This is a genomic window from Pseudomonas juntendi, from assembly GCF_021560075.1.
Classification (GTDB): domain Bacteria; phylum Pseudomonadota; class Gammaproteobacteria; order Pseudomonadales; family Pseudomonadaceae; genus Aquipseudomonas; species Aquipseudomonas juntendi.
This window is the reverse complement of record NZ_CP091088.1, coordinates 1,742,901-1,756,654: the sequence shown is the minus strand read 5'-3', so window position 1 is coordinate 1,756,654 and position 13,754 is coordinate 1,742,901. Positions and strand designations below refer to the sequence as shown.

The window sequence follows — 13,754 nt, the reverse complement described above, 5'->3', positions numbered from 1 at the left end:
GTTGTGGCTGATGATCGTGCTGGTGATTCTGTAACAGTTGCATCGATCATCGGTGCTCTACTGTATGCGGGCCAACAGGGCTTGGCTATCGGTGGATCGCGCCAGCGTTTCAGCCTTCCTGGTCGAGGCGCGTTACCGGGGCAGCCCCCCGATAACCCTCGCCTCGTTCAACTCGGCGTACCGTCGCTTCGCCCAGGCCCTCGCGACGTGTTTGCAGGCGAACACCCGGCTCTCTTGGTAGACTGTCGCCTTGTCGCGATCAGTGCGGAACTGGACGGGGTAGCGGGTGCTGCCATCGACCCTTTTCCACGATTGGTACATGTCGTATGTCGGTTGGTACTTTGTACCAAACGCCTGGGTAAAAACGCCTCGAACCCCGAAACCGGTACAGAACACGTTGAACGAAATGACTGCAACATCAGGCTCCCAGCCACAAACCACGCGCCCTGAGCCGTCACGCCGCTTCAGCGTTGCCCCCATGATGGACTGGACAGACCGCCATTGCCGCTTCTTCCTGCGCCTGCTGTCCAAGCAAACCTTGCTCTACACCGAAATGGTCACCACCGGCGCCCTGCTGCACAACGACGCCGACCGTTTCCTGCGCCACGACGTCTCCGAGCATCCGCTGGCCCTGCAACTGGGCGGCAGCGTGCCTGCCGACCTGGCGGCCTGTGCCCGCCTTGCCGAGCAAGCCGGCTACGACGAGGTCAACCTCAATGTCGGCTGCCCGAGCGACCGGGTGCAGAACAACATGATCGGTGCCTGCCTGATGGCCCACCCGGCGCTGGTGGCCGATTGCGTGAAGGCCATGCGCGATGCGGTAGCCACCCCGGTGACGGTCAAGCACCGCATCGGCATCAATGGGCGCGACAGCTACGCCGAGCTGTGCGACTTCGTCGGCCAAGTGCGCGAAGCGGGCTGCCGCAGCTTTACCGTGCATGCGCGCATCGCGATTCTGGAAGGGCTTTCGCCGAAGGAAAACCGCGAGATCCCTCCGCTGCGCTACGACGTGGCAGCGCAATTGAAGGCCGACTTCCCGGACCTGGAGATTGTGCTCAACGGCGGAATCAAAACCCTCGGCGAGTGCCAGGCGCACCTGCAAACCTTCGACGGGGTGATGCTGGGGCGTGAGGCCTATCACAACCCGTACCTGCTGGCGGAGGTGGATCAGCAACTGTTCGGCAGCGAAGCTGCCGTGATCAGCCGCAGCGAGGCGTTGGCGCAGCTACGGCCGTACATCGTGGCGCACATGGAAAGTGGTGACGCGATGCACCATGTTACCCGGCACATTCTGGGGCTGGCCCAGGGGTTCAAGGGCGCCCGGCGCTTCCGTCAGCTGCTGTCGGCGGATATTCACAAGGCGGCGCAGCCGCTGGCCGTGTTCGACCAGGCAGTGGAGCTGCTTCAGGGGCGCTGATGCGCTGTGTAGCGACAGCGGGTGCAGATGACGCCAGCACGCGCGGTGGTGTGCGGAACCTCGGGGTGGCGCCGGACTCGAATATCATCTTCACACCACCCTTCGTGGCAGACCCGCGCCTACCGGCCCTTGAGCGGCCGTCGGGGCTCGGGTAATGTCGAGTCATTGCACAGGACAGAGCACGCCCATGACCTCCAAGCTGGAACAACTCAAGCAGTTCACCACCGTGGTCGCCGATACCGGAGACCTGGACGCCATCACCCGCCTGAAACCGGTCGATGCCACCACCAACCCGTCGCTGCTGCTCAAAGCCGCTGCCATCACCGGTTACGCGGACCTGCTCAAGCAGGTCAAGGCAGATGCCAAGGGCAATGTCGACCTGGCCTGCGACAAGTTTGCCGTGGCCGTGGGCTCGGGCATCCTCAAGGTCATTCCCGGGCGTATCTCCACCGAGGTGGATGCCCGCCTGTCATTCGACGAACCGGCCCTGCTGGCCAAGGCCCGGGCGCTGATCGACCTGTATGAAAAAGCCGGCGTCGGCCGTGACCGCGTGCTGATCAAGCTGGCCTCGACCTGGGAAGGCATCCGCGCTGCCGAGAAGCTGGAAAAGGAAGGTATCCAGACCAACCTTACCCTGCTGTTCTCGTTCGCCCAGGCCCAGGCCTGTGCGGATGCCGGGGTGTTCCTGATTTCGCCGTTCGTGGGCCGGATCTACGACTGGTACAAGAAAAGCACCGGCCAGGACTACGTGGGCGCCGAAGACCCGGGTGTGCAATCGGTCACGCGCATCTACAACTACTACAAGGCCAATGGCTACGACACCGTCGTCATGGGTGCCAGCTTCCGCAACATCGGCCAGATCGAACAACTGGCGGGCTGCGATCGCCTGACCATCAGCCCTGACCTGCTCGACCAATTGAGCAGCGACCAGGGTGAGTTGCCGCGCATGCTCAAGCCAGGCAATGCTGGCGAAGCCAAGCAGGTGCTGAACGAAAGCCAGTTCCGTTGGGCAATGAACGAAGATGCCATGGCCACCGAGAAACTGGCCGAGGGCATCCGCCAGTTTGCCCGGGACCAGGAAAAGCTGGAAAAACTGATGGCTGAAAACGCCTGAGTAGTTTCGGCCTTGCCAGACGGGCGTAAAGTGCCAAGCACCTTGCGCCCCATACCCTTCCCGAGCTGTTGATGACCGCCCCTACACTGTTGCCCCTCGTACTCGCCGGCCCGGTCCTGCGGCGCCTGGAACCCCAGCGCCTGGCTATCTGGCTGGTCGCCACCGAACCGCTGCACGCGCAATTCGTCTGCCCCGCCAGCGACGCCCAGGTAGACTGCCAGGTGATAGCCGTAGGCAAGCACGCCTTCATTCACCTGCTGGATATCCATTTCAGCGATGCGCTGCCCTGCAACCAGTTGCTGGACTATGACCTGCTGATCAATGGCAAGGGCATCGCCGATTGGGCACCTCACCTGGTCTACCCCGGCAACCAGCGCCCCAACCTGGTGTTGCGCGAGCGCCTCGACCACCTGCTGCATGGCTCCTGCCGCAAACCGCACCACCCTGCGGCCGACGGCCTGCTGTGCGCAGACCGCCTGCTGCAGGCTTGCACAACCCCGCAAGACCGCCCCGCCGTGCTGCTGATGACCGGCGACCAGGTGTATGCCGACGACGTGGCCGGGCCGATGCTGCGTGCCATCCACAGCCTGATCGCGCGCCTGGGCCTGTTCGACGAGCAACTTGAAGGTGCGGTGGTCACCGACAGCCAGGCGCTGTACCAGCACCCGGCCAGTTACTATCACCGCGCAGACCTGCTGCCGGCACAGAAGCTCAACGAAACCCTGCGCGAGCGGTTTTTCGGTGGCAAGCGCAAACCGATCTTCTCTTCCAGCAACGCTGACAACCACCTGGTGACCTTCGCCGAAGTCATGGCCATGTACCTGCTGGTGTGGTCCCCCGTGCCATGGCAGCTGGTCGACCTGGCCATGCCAGCAGGGCTCAGCGACCAACACCAGGCCCGTTACCAGCACGAGTTGCCGTTGGTACGCGGGTTTGCCGAAAACCTCGGCCAAGTGGCCCGGGCCATGGCCCACCTGCCCTGCCTGATGATCTTCGACGACCACGACATCACCGACGACTGGAACCTGTCGGCACAATGGGAGCAGACCGCCTACGGCCACCCGTTTTCACGGCGGATCATCGGCAATGCCCTGCTCGGCTACCTGTTGTGCCAGGCCTGGGGCAATGCCCCGGACACCTGCAAGCCGCTGCTCGGCCAGTGCCAGGCACTGACCGGCGACAACCAGGACGCAGTGATCGGTGAGCTGCTGCGCTTTCAGGGCTGGCAGTTCAGCCTGCCTACCGAGCCGCCCTTGCTGGTGCTGGACACCCGTACCCGCCGCTGGCGTAGCGAAAGCAACCTGGCCAGGCCATCCGGCCTGCTGGACTGGGAAGCGTTGAGTGAACTGCAGCAGGCGCTGCTCGATCACCCATCGGCAGTCATCGTTTCACCGGCGCCGATTTTCGGCGTGAAACTGATCGAGACGGTGCAGAAGGTCTTCAGCTGGCTGGGCTACCCCTTGCTGGTCGACGCCGAAAACTGGATGGCCCACCGCGGGGCGGCGCAGGTCATCCTCAACATATTCCGCCACTCGCGCACACCCGGGCACTACGTGGTGCTGTCGGGCGATGTGCACTATTCGTTCGTCTACGAAGTGCTGATTCGCCACCGCCAACGCAGCCCGCACTTGTGGCAAGTGACCAGCAGCGGCATCAAGAACGAGTTCCCCCGGCGCCTGCTGGACGTGCTGGACCGCCTCAACCGCTGGCTGTACTCGCCGCGCTCGCCGCTTAACTGGTTCACCAAACGCCGGGAAATGGAGGTCGTGCCACGCACGCCCAGCCACAGCAAGGCCGGGGAACGGCTGTGGAACGGCGCAGGGCTGGGGCAGGTGTTTTTTGATCGGCAGGGGCGGCCGGTACGCGTGTATCAGCTGGATGCGGGTGGCGCGCAGGCAACCGAGTTTATCGGGGGCCCGTAGCCAGGCAGCGTGGCCAGCGCGTGGGCCAGGCTCTAGCGAAGTGGCGCGGCGACGACCGCGCACGCCCCTCAAGGCACAGTGCCTAGCTGCGCTCCAGCGCATTCACCAGGTCATGGAACGCTTCGCGGTTGGAGTCATTCAGGCCCATGAGGATCTTGTGCGCCTCCAGCACCTTGGAACGCACCACGTCTTCGTTCTGGTCCTGCGACGGCAGGTCGGTCAGGCACTCGGGGCAGGGAATTGGCCGATCGACGATATTGAACACCTGATCGAAGCCCATCGATTGCAGCAGCCGGGAGATGTCCGGATTGGTGGTCACCACCGTCGGCAGCAGGCCTACCTTCTGGCGCGACAGGATCGACAGCTTGGCCAGCAGGCCCAAGGTGGTGCTGTCGATGCTCTCGGTTTCGGTCAGGTCGATGACAATGGCCGAGAAGTTCAGCGCCGTGAAAATCTTCTCGATCGTTGCATCCAGCGCCGAACACAAGGTCAGGCGCACTTCACCGACAAATTTCAGTACAAAGGTACCGCTCTGCTCGGCGAACTGGATTCTACCGGTACTCATTGAAGGTTCCTGCTTAACACCAATAGGGCGATATCATCCGGCATCTCCCCAAGCGTAGCCAATCCAAAACGTTGACGCAGCCCATCCAGGCTACCACCTGCTGCCTTGACGATCTCCGGCAAGGCGGCTTCTTTATCTTTGAGCGTATCACCCGGCAAAAGGTCCAGAATGCCATCGGACATGAGGCTGATGCTGAATTGTGGCGGCAGCTCCACGACCAAGTCCTGGTAAGTGGCCTCGTCAAACAGCCCCACCGGCAGGCCACGGCCTTCCAGGTAGCGAGCGTTGCCTGGGGTGTACAGCACCGGCAGCGGCAAGTGGCCGCCAACGGCGTAGGTCAGCAGTCCCGAATCCTCGTCTATCACGCCACCTACCATGGTCACGTGCTTGCCCAGCTTGCTGTTGATCAGGCCGCGGTTGATGTGGCTGAGCACTTCCGAGGGCTTGAACTCACGCATCTTGTTGCGTTTGAGTTCGAACATGAGGCGTGTGGTCATGAATTTCAACAGCACGGTGACAAAGGCCGACGACGCGCCATGCCCGGAAACATCGGCAAGGTAGAAGGCGATACGCCGGTCATCGACGCGGAAGTAGTCGACGAAATCACCCGACAGGTACAGCGACGGGATGATCTGGTGCTCGAAGGCGAACTCGCCGGCAGCCCATGGGCTTTCCGGCAGCATGTTCATCTGTACCTGGCGGCCGGCGGTCTGGTCTTCCTGCAGCAGGTGCAGGCTGGCCTCCAGCTCGCGGTTGGCGGCTTCGAGCTTGTCGCGGTAGCGCTGGTTTTCCAGCACCAGGCGCGAGCGGTCGAGGGCGCGGCGCACCGAGTGTTCCAGTACGGCCAGGTCTTCCAGCGGCTTGATCAGATAGTCGGCAGCCCCCAGGCGCAGTGCTTCCACCGCATCACTCATGACGCCGGCACCGGACACCACGATCACCGGCACCTGCGGCGCACGCTCGCTGACCTGACGGATCAGTTCGAGCCCGCCCATCTGCGGCATGCGCAGGTCGCAGATCACGAGGTCGGGCTGGTGCTCTTCGAAGACCTGAAGCCCCTGCTGGCCATTACCGGCCTGGAGCACGCTGAAACCACTGTCTTCAAGATACGCGGCGAGGCTCGCACGGACCACGTCGTCGTCATCGATGATCAGCAGCGTTGCACTGGTATTCTGCATGTGGGCGAACGGCGCCGATTTAGGTTGGTGCAGCGGTGTCGGCAAGGCAGACGGCCAGCTACGGGAATTCTTTGTGGTCATACTCTACTTGAGTTGTAGGACAAGAACACCTGCCCGGCAACTGTCGGCAACTGTGAGAGCAACCTTGTAAGGCGCAGACGGTACTCCCATCCGCCAGGGGTTTCAAGCATGCGTGGGTCGACCTCATCGCTCTTTACAGGGCAAATCGCCGGGAGTTATAAGAAAGTCGACCAGCGCAACCCGATGGGAAGGATGCAGCATGCCCCACACGCCCTCCAGCCACAGCGAGAAACGCGATTTCATCCGCATGCGCATCGACGCCGAAGTCAGCTTGTTGCACGAAGGCCAGGTCATCGCCGCGCGCTGCCTGGACCTGTCCAGCGGCGGCATGCAGGTGCAGGCGCCAGAGCATTTTCAGGTAGGTCAGCAGCTCGAAGTGCGGATCGACTCCGACCACCCGGCCTTGAAGGGGCTGCACGCCAGCACCGAGGTGGTGTGGATCGCCGACCAGCCAGGCGGGCAGCAGAAGTTCGGCTTGAGGATACTGGCAATGCATTGAAGCGGCGCCCGAAGCCGGCAGGGGCGGCGTAGCCCGGGCGCCCGTGCACAGCATGAACGGTCAGAAGTCGTCTTCGACTTCGCCATCCTTGACCTTGAACTCGCGGTTCTGCAAGTAGGCATTACGAATGAAGATGTACTTGTCGCCTTGGATCAGCTTCTCGGCCGACAACAGGCTGGCGCGGGTGTCGATCACGTCCAGGGCGAAGATCGAGTTACGGGTCGGCACGTGGTCTATGTAACGGTAAGGCTTGGTATAGGTGTCCGGGTACCTGGCCACGCCATCACGCACGGTGCTCGGGCCCAGCAGCGGGATGACCACGTACGGGCCACTCGGCACGCCCCAGTAGCCCAGGGTTTGGCCGAAGTCTTCGTCGCTGCGCTGCAGGCCCATCTTGGTGCCCACATCGATAAACCCACCCAGGCCAAAGGTGGTGTTGACGATCAGCCGCGCAGTGTCCACGCCGGCTGCGTGGGGCTTGAGCTGGAGGATGTTGTTGGCCAGGTTGGTCACATCGCCCAGGTTACGGAAGATGTTGTGGATACCGTCTTCGAGAAACTGCGGGGTAACGGCCTCATAGCCCTTGGCCAATGGCTTGAGGGCATAGGTGTCGACCGTATCGTTGAAACGGAAGATCGGGCGGTTGACCGCCTCCCAGGGATCTTCCTCGGTGGCCGCCTGGGTGGCGGCCACGGGCGCCAGCAGCATGCCGGCACAGACACAGGCCTGGGTGACTCGATCGATCACACTGGCACCGATCCTACGCATAGATGTCTCTCCATCGGGTTTCTCGACCGCCAGCGCACGGGTCGCGTGGCGTTAAGGCGGCAGTATAGAGGCTTACGGGCTGTTAGACAGCTTTACACATTTTTGCTCAATATTTTGTGAACAACTGTTGCACCAGCCCCCGCTGTCACAGGGCGGTAACAATCAGCCAATAGCCTGCGGCGTATTTGGGGACGCCGCCATGCACGCTACACCCGCCCTCACCGCTGTGCTGTTCGGCCTGCGCGGTTGCCTGGTACAGAGTGCCAACGGCGCACCCGCACCGGCCCCCGGCGCGCTGGCCATCCTCGCCAACCTGCATCAGCGCCACGTCCCCTGTATCTGGCTGGATGAGCGTGCCGACCCGCCGAGCCAGCGCATGGCCCAGGTGCTGCCTGACTGGCTACCGGGGCTTACGGTGATCGACCCGGGCTTGCCAGCACCCAATGCCTGCTGGCAAGCACTGATGCAGCTGGGCAGCCAGCGCCTGGCAGGCTGTGTACTGGTCAGCGGCGACCCGCGGTTGCTGCAGGCGGGGCTCAACGCCGGGCTGTGGACGATCGGCCTGGCTGCCTGCAGCCCACTGTGCGAACCCGGTTCCGCCCAATGGCAAGCGCTGCCCCCTGCGGAGCAGGACCTGGCGCGCGGCAAGGCGACCCTGGCGTTGTTCAGCCTGGGAGTGCATTCGGTGATCGACCACCTGGAAGCGCTGGATACCTGCCTGCAGGACATCGCCCGGCGCCGTGCCAAAGGTGAAAAACCCTGATACAGCCATGTTGACGCGGATCATGCAAAGCGCCGGCAGGTGGATTACGCTGAAAGCAGGCCAGAACCTTTGCCGCTTCGCTGAGGTCCATGGCTAGCCAAGCCATTGATGGAGAAAAGCCAATGCCTGCCCGCGAATTGCAAGAGCGCCTGAACACCTTGCGCGAGCAACTGGACCGTAACGTACCGCTTTCGGAAGAAGAGCTGGCCGCACTGCACGAAGAAGCGCGCCAGATCGAGGCACAGCTGAAACTGGAGGAAGCCACCCCGGACAACAACCTGGTGGACGGCGTGAACCTGGCGATCGAGCGCTTCGAGGCCGAACACCCCGACCTTACCGCCACCCTGCGCAGCATTGCCAACTCGTTGCACAGCATGGGGATCTGACACCACGAAGGGGTGCATTGCACCCCTTCTGCGTTCCCAGCCCTTACTGGCGAACCAGCCGCTGGTTATCCGGGCTGATAGCACCGGTGCTGCGGTACGGGTTGATATCCAGCCCCCCGCGGCGCACATACCGTGCATACACGGTCAGGTGCTCCGGCTGCAGCAAGTGCTTCAAGTCCAGGTAGATGCGCTCCACACACTGCTCGTGGAAGTCGGCATGCTGGCGGAAGCTGATCAGGTAGGTCAGCAAGCTGGCGTGGTCCAGCGCCCTGCCCTTGTACTCGACGACCACGCTGCCCCAGTCCGGCTGCCCGGTAACCGGGCAGTTGGACTTGAGCAGGTGGCTGTGTACGGTTTCTTCGACCACCCGCTCAGGGCTGCAGCGCAACAGCTCTGGCTGCGGCTGTGCGTAGTTGCTGATGGCAACGTCCAACGCATCGATGCACAGGCCGGGCAACGCCACCACCCCCTGGGCCTCGACCTCTGCCAACGTGCGCACCTTCACCCCAACCGGCTTGCCCGCTGCTGCCGACAGGTCCTTCGCCAAGCATGCCTGCAGCTCGTCGAGGGTGGCGAAGACTGTCTGGTTCAGCGAGTTGAGGTACAGCTTGAACGACTTGGACTCGATGATGTTGGGCGAATCGGCCGGAATGGCGAACTCACCAATCGCCACCACGGGCTTGCCAGAAGGCAGCAGCCAGCTCAGCTCAAAGCAGTTCCAGTAATCCACACCGTGCCACGGCAAGGTCTGAGCGGTAACACCCAGCTCGGCCCACTTGGCCGTACGCGGGATCGGGAACAGTTGCTCCGGGGAGTAGGTAGCGACGTATTCGCTGGCTTTGCCCAGCGGGGAGTGTTCGGCAGCGGGATGCATGTAAACTGACCTGGAGGTTCGGAATTGCCCCTAGTCTACCGGTTTTGCACCCCGCCTTGCAGGCCCCGTCACTCGATGGTCAGAGCCCCGACCATACCGGCCTGGTAGTGCCCCGGCACATTACAGGCGAACTCGATAGGCGCCGACTTGCGGAAGGTCCAGGTCAGTTCGGCGCGCTGGCCAGGCATCACCAGCACCGTGTTGCCGCCGCCGTGCGCGTGCCCACCGCCGTGATCGTTCATCTGTTCATGGCCCATCATTTGCCCAGGGTCCATCGCCTGACCATGGTCCATGCCCTGGTGGTTCATGCCCTCATTGAACAGCTTGCCTTGCATGGCAAGCATTTCCTTCTGGTGTTCGGCGTGCATGGCCTTGTCGCCCAGGTTGAATTCGTGTGGCAGCTTGCCTTCATTCACGAGCACGAAACGTACGGTTTCGCCAGCTTTTACCTGCAGGCGCTTGGGCTCGAAGGCGATGTCCTTGAGTACCACCTCTACAGTGCGGGTGGCCTTGGCCGCCGGGGCTGGCTCGCCGAAGGCAAAGGTGCCGGCCTGGCCGGCTAGGGCCGGCAGGCTGGCCATGGCAAGGGTGGCGGCGAGGAACAGGCGTTTCATGATGACTCCGGGAATACACGACAGGGTGCAGCCACATTAGTCACCGGTGACTGGCAACTGGCTGACAGCAAGATTACAACTTTGTCAGGTTGGGCATGCAGACACACCGTCACGTATCATTTCAGCCGCCCCAGCGGCTTACGCACGGGGCGCGCCGTCTCCACCACCACCGCAAGCCAGCTGAAACCTTGGTGCCTCTATGAAACTGCTGATCGTCGAAGACCAGGCCCGTACCGGCCAGTACTTGCGCCAGGGCCTGAACGAGGCCGGCTTCGCCACCGAACTGGCCAGCGATGGGGAGACCGGCCAGTTCCTGGCCCTGAGCGGCGACCACGACCTGCTGATCCTGGATGTGATGCTACCCGGTCGCGACGGTTGGCAGATCCTGCAGGCCGTGCGCCAGGCCGGTCGGGATACGCCTGTGCTGTTCCTGACCGCGCGCGATGCCGTCGAGGACCGGGTACATGGCCTGGAGCTGGGCGCAGACGATTACCTGGTCAAACCGTTCGCCTTTTCCGAACTGCTGGCGCGGGTGCGCAGCCTGCTGCGCCGTGGCGCCAGCCCGAGCCAGGACACCACCCTGAGCCTGGCCGACCTGCGCCTGGACCTGATCCGCCGCCGCGCCGAACGCGCAGGCAGCCGTATCGACCTGACCGCCAAGGAATTTTCCCTGTTGGAACTGTTGCTGCGCCGGCAGGGCGAGGTGCTGCCCAAGTCGCTGATTGCCTCACAGGTGTGGGACATGAACTTCGACAGCGACACCAATGTGATCGAAGTGGCAATCCGCCGCCTGCGCCTGAAAATCGACGACCCGCACCCCAACAAGTTGATCCACACCGTGCGCGGCATGGGCTATGTACTCGAAGAGCGGCCAGCGTGATGCGCCGGGTATCCCTCGGTAGCCGCCTGGCGCTGCTGTTCGCCGCGTGCACCGCCGCTGTTTCGCTGGGCGCCGGCCTGTTGTTCAACCGGGCCAGTGAGCAGCACTTCATCGAACTGGATCAACAACTACTCGCCTCACGGCTGTCGCTGCTGCGCACGCAACTGGACGGCATCACTACCGCCGAAGCGCTGAAGGCGCGCCTGCCCGCCCTGCGCGAAGCGCTGAGCCATCAAGCCGACCTGGCCTTGCGCATCAGCGGCGCCGACGGCACGCCCTGGTTCGCCAGCAGCAGCGGCCTGCCGCCGGCAGTGCTGCCGACCGGGCTGGGCACCCAGCATGCCCAAGGGGCGGACTACCGCAGCCTGACCGCGCCCTTGGCGCCGGGCAGCAACGCATCGCCACAACTGGCGTTGTACCTTGATATCACGCACCACCAGCATTTCCTGCAAGGCATGCAGCGCCTGATCTGGCTGACCGTCGGCCTGTCGGCGCTGGCCACCGCGCTGCTGGGCGCCTGGGCGGCCCGCAGCGGTCTGCGGCCTTTGCGGCAAATGGGCCAGGTGGCCGCTGGGGTGTCGGCTCGCTCGCTCACCACCCGCCTGCCAGTGGCCCAGATGCCCGTAGAACTGGCCGAGCTGGCCAGCACCATGAACGCCATGCTGCAGCGCCTGGACGATGCGTTTCAGCGCCTGTCGGCGTTCTCCGCCGACATCGCCCACGAGCTTCGCACACCGCTGTCCAACCTGCTGACCCACACCCAGGTCACCCTCACCCGCCCGCGCAGCCTGGAAGAATACCGCGAGGCCCTGCATGGCAACCTGGAGGAGCTGCAATGGATGGCACAGATGATCAATGACATGCTGTTCCTCGCCAAGGCCGACCATGGGCTGCTGGTGCCTGGGCAAGCGCCACTGGCACTGCATGAGGAAGTGGATGCGCTGCTGGAATACTACGCACCGCTGGCCGAAGACGGCGACGTGCAGATGCTGCGCGAAGGTGAGGCCATGCTGCACGGCGACCGGCACATGCTGCGCCGGGCCCTGTCCAACCTGCTGGATAACGCCCTGCGCTTTACCCCGGCAGGCGGGCAGATACGGGTGGCCCTGGCAGCGGGGCCCAGCATCAGCGTGGCCAATACCGGCGCGGCCATCGAGCCCGCGGCCCTGCCACGGCTGTTCGACCGCTTCTACCGGGTAGACCCGGCACGGCGTGAAGGCAGTAGCGAGCATGCCGGCCTGGGGCTGGCGATTACCCGGTCGATCGTGCAGGCCCATGGCGGCTGCATTCGCGCGGAGTGCGCGCAGGGGTGGACGCGCTTCGTGATCGAATTCACTGAAGGCCGGTGAAATAGGCTGCCTTGCAGCCCGCTGCGCAAGCCTTCAGCTGTGGCTCAAACCGCCAGGCCAATGGCCGGCTGCACCTGCGAAGCCCGGTAAGCCGGGTAGATGGTTGCCAGGAAGCTCATCACCAGGCCGGCGGTGCAGATCATCAGCACATCGCTCCCCTCCAGTTGCGACGGCAAACTGCTGACGAAGTACACATCCGAGGTGAAGATGTGCTGCCCGCTCACCCGCTCCAGCCAGCCGACGATCTGGCTGACGTTCAGCGCGGCAATCACGCCCAGCACCCCGCCAATCAGGGTGCCGACAATACCGATCAGGCTGCCCTGGACCATGAACGTACCCATGATCTGCGCTGGCGTGGCGCCCAGGGTGCGCAAAATGGCGATGTCCGGGCCTTTGTCGTTCACCACCATCACCAGGGTGGCGATGATGTTGAACGCCGCCACTGCAATGATCATCATCAGCAACAGGCCGATCATGGTCTTTTCCATCTTCATCGCACTGAACAGGCTGCCCTGGGTGTGCGACCAGTCATCGGCACGGTAGGCATCGCCCAGCCCGGCGGCGATGGCCTTGGACACCTGCGGCGCGGCGTACAGGTCGTGCAGCTTCAGGCGCACGCCTTGCACCTGGCCCGGCGCCCAGCGCTGCATCTGGCCAGCATCGGCCATATGGATATAGGCCTGCGAGCCATCCAGTTCGGCGCCGACCTTGAAGATGCCGACCACGGTCAGGCGCTGCATGCGCGGGGTGATACCGCCCGGCTCCTTGCTGATTTCTGGCACGATCAAGGTCAGCTTGTCGCCGGTATTCAGGCGGAAACGGCGGGCTGTGAGCTCACCGATGACCACGCCGAACTCACCGGGCTGCAGGTCCTGCAAGCGGCCCTGGACGATGTGCTGGCCGACGATGGAGACCTTGCTCTCCTCGATCGGGTCGATACCGCTCACCTGAATCGGCTGCATCGCGCCCTTGTACGAGAGCATGCCTTCCATTTCGGTAATGGGCGCGGCGGCCATCACTGCCGGGTTCTGCAGCGCCGCATCGGCAACCTTGTGCCAGTCGTCCAGTGGCTGCACCCCGAGGATGGCGGCATGCGGCACCAGGCCCAGGATGCGCGAGCTCATTTCGCGCTGGAAGCCGTTCATCACCGACAGCACCACGATCATCGCCAGCACGCCCAGCGACAGGCCGACCATCGAGGTCATCGAGATGAACGAGATGAAGTGGTTGCGGCGCTTGGCTCGGGTGTAGCGCGCGCCGATGAAAATGGGCAAGGGTCTGAACATGTACAAAATCACCCAATGAAAACAGGAAAACGGGGCAACGCCTGTTGCCCCGTACAGT

At 63.4% G+C, this 13,754-nt stretch carries 14 protein-coding genes; 8 read left to right on the top strand and 6 right to left on the bottom strand.

Translation table 11 applies throughout. The features are described 5' to 3' along the window. The first annotated feature begins 406 nt into the window (after positions 1-406). The 3 genes from dusA to L1P09_RS08030 all read left to right on the top strand — a co-directional run bounded on the left by dusA (position 407) and on the right by L1P09_RS08030 (position 4,453). Positions 407-1,417, top strand: coding sequence for a tRNA dihydrouridine(20/20a) synthase DusA (gene dusA / locus L1P09_RS08040; protein ID WP_154211437.1), 1,011 nt, complete (start codon positions 407-409; stop codon positions 1,415-1,417). Between the two features lie 187 nt (positions 1,418-1,604). After that, positions 1,605-2,531, top strand: coding sequence for a transaldolase (gene tal, locus L1P09_RS08035; RefSeq protein ID WP_054904173.1), 927 nt, complete (start codon positions 1,605-1,607; stop codon positions 2,529-2,531). A 71-nt stretch (positions 2,532-2,602) separates the two neighbouring features. After that, positions 2,603-4,453 (top strand): alkaline phosphatase D family protein, encoded by a 1,851-nt coding sequence (locus L1P09_RS08030; protein WP_054904172.1) that lies wholly within the window; start codon positions 2,603-2,605, stop codon positions 4,451-4,453. Positions 4,454-4,535: 82 nt separating this feature from the next. On the opposite strand, the gene rssC is transcribed toward L1P09_RS08030, so the two are convergent. Both rssC and rssB read right to left on the bottom strand, forming a co-directional pair. Further along, a complete protein-coding gene (rssC, locus tag L1P09_RS08025; protein WP_009686305.1) occupies positions 4,536-5,018 on the bottom strand; it encodes an anti-sigma factor antagonist RssC in 483 nt (160 codons plus the stop codon). Continuing rightward, entirely contained in the window at positions 5,015-6,196 is a 1,182-nt protein-coding gene (gene rssB, locus L1P09_RS08020; RefSeq protein ID WP_029885859.1) for a two-component system response regulator RssB, read from the bottom strand. The genes rssC and rssB overlap by 4 nt, the downstream gene beginning before the upstream one ends. A gap of 280 nt (positions 6,197-6,476) precedes the next feature. On the opposite strand from rssB, the gene L1P09_RS08015 reads away from it, so the two are divergent. Continuing rightward, entirely contained in the window at positions 6,477-6,776 is a 300-nt protein-coding gene (locus L1P09_RS08015; RefSeq protein WP_009686303.1) for a PilZ domain-containing protein, read from the top strand. 60 nt (positions 6,777-6,836) lie between these two features. Here the strand turns inward: L1P09_RS08015 and L1P09_RS08010 are convergent, their stop codons facing one another. Beyond that, positions 6,837-7,544 carry an MlaA family lipoprotein gene (locus L1P09_RS08010; RefSeq protein ID WP_235768718.1) on the bottom strand — a complete coding sequence of 236 codons (708 nt, stop codon included), beginning with the start codon at positions 7,542-7,544 and terminating at the stop codon, positions 6,837-6,839. Between the two features lie 199 nt (positions 7,545-7,743). Between L1P09_RS08010 and L1P09_RS08005 the strand changes: the two genes are divergently transcribed. Both L1P09_RS08005 and L1P09_RS08000 read left to right on the top strand, forming a co-directional pair. Next, entirely contained in the window at positions 7,744-8,307 is a 564-nt protein-coding gene (locus L1P09_RS08005) for a hypothetical protein (protein ID WP_054904170.1), read from the top strand. 122 nt (positions 8,308-8,429) lie between these two features. After that, positions 8,430-8,693 (top strand): DUF4404 family protein, encoded by a 264-nt coding sequence (locus tag L1P09_RS08000; protein ID WP_009686300.1) that lies wholly within the window; start codon positions 8,430-8,432, stop codon positions 8,691-8,693. 43 nt (positions 8,694-8,736) lie between these two features. Here the strand turns inward: L1P09_RS08000 and queF are convergent, their stop codons facing one another. Further along, on the bottom strand, positions 8,737-9,567 hold the full coding sequence (gene queF / locus L1P09_RS07995; protein WP_009686299.1) for an NADPH-dependent 7-cyano-7-deazaguanine reductase QueF: 831 nt from the start codon (positions 9,565-9,567) through the stop codon (positions 8,737-8,739). Between the two features lie 68 nt (positions 9,568-9,635). Further along, positions 9,636-10,181 carry a cupredoxin domain-containing protein gene (locus L1P09_RS07990; protein WP_009686298.1) on the bottom strand — a complete coding sequence of 182 codons (546 nt, stop codon included), beginning with the start codon at positions 10,179-10,181 and terminating at the stop codon, positions 9,636-9,638. Positions 10,182-10,380: 199 nt separating this feature from the next. Between L1P09_RS07990 and cinR the strand changes: the two genes are divergently transcribed. Next, a complete protein-coding gene (cinR, locus tag L1P09_RS07985; protein WP_009686297.1) occupies positions 10,381-11,061 on the top strand; it encodes a two-component system response regulator CinR in 681 nt (226 codons plus the stop codon). Continuing rightward, positions 11,058-12,410, top strand: coding sequence for a heavy metal sensor histidine kinase (locus tag L1P09_RS07980; RefSeq protein WP_054904169.1), 1,353 nt, complete (start codon positions 11,058-11,060; stop codon positions 12,408-12,410). Before cinR ends, L1P09_RS07980 begins: the two co-directional genes overlap by 4 nt. A gap of 44 nt (positions 12,411-12,454) precedes the next feature. On the opposite strand, the gene L1P09_RS07975 is transcribed toward L1P09_RS07980, so the two are convergent. Continuing rightward, the gene (locus tag L1P09_RS07975) at positions 12,455-13,696 is read right to left on the bottom strand and encodes a lipoprotein-releasing ABC transporter permease subunit (protein ID WP_235768717.1); all 1,242 of its coding nucleotides are present in this window, start codon (positions 13,694-13,696) and stop codon (positions 12,455-12,457) included. Positions 13,697-13,754 lie beyond the last annotated feature (58 nt).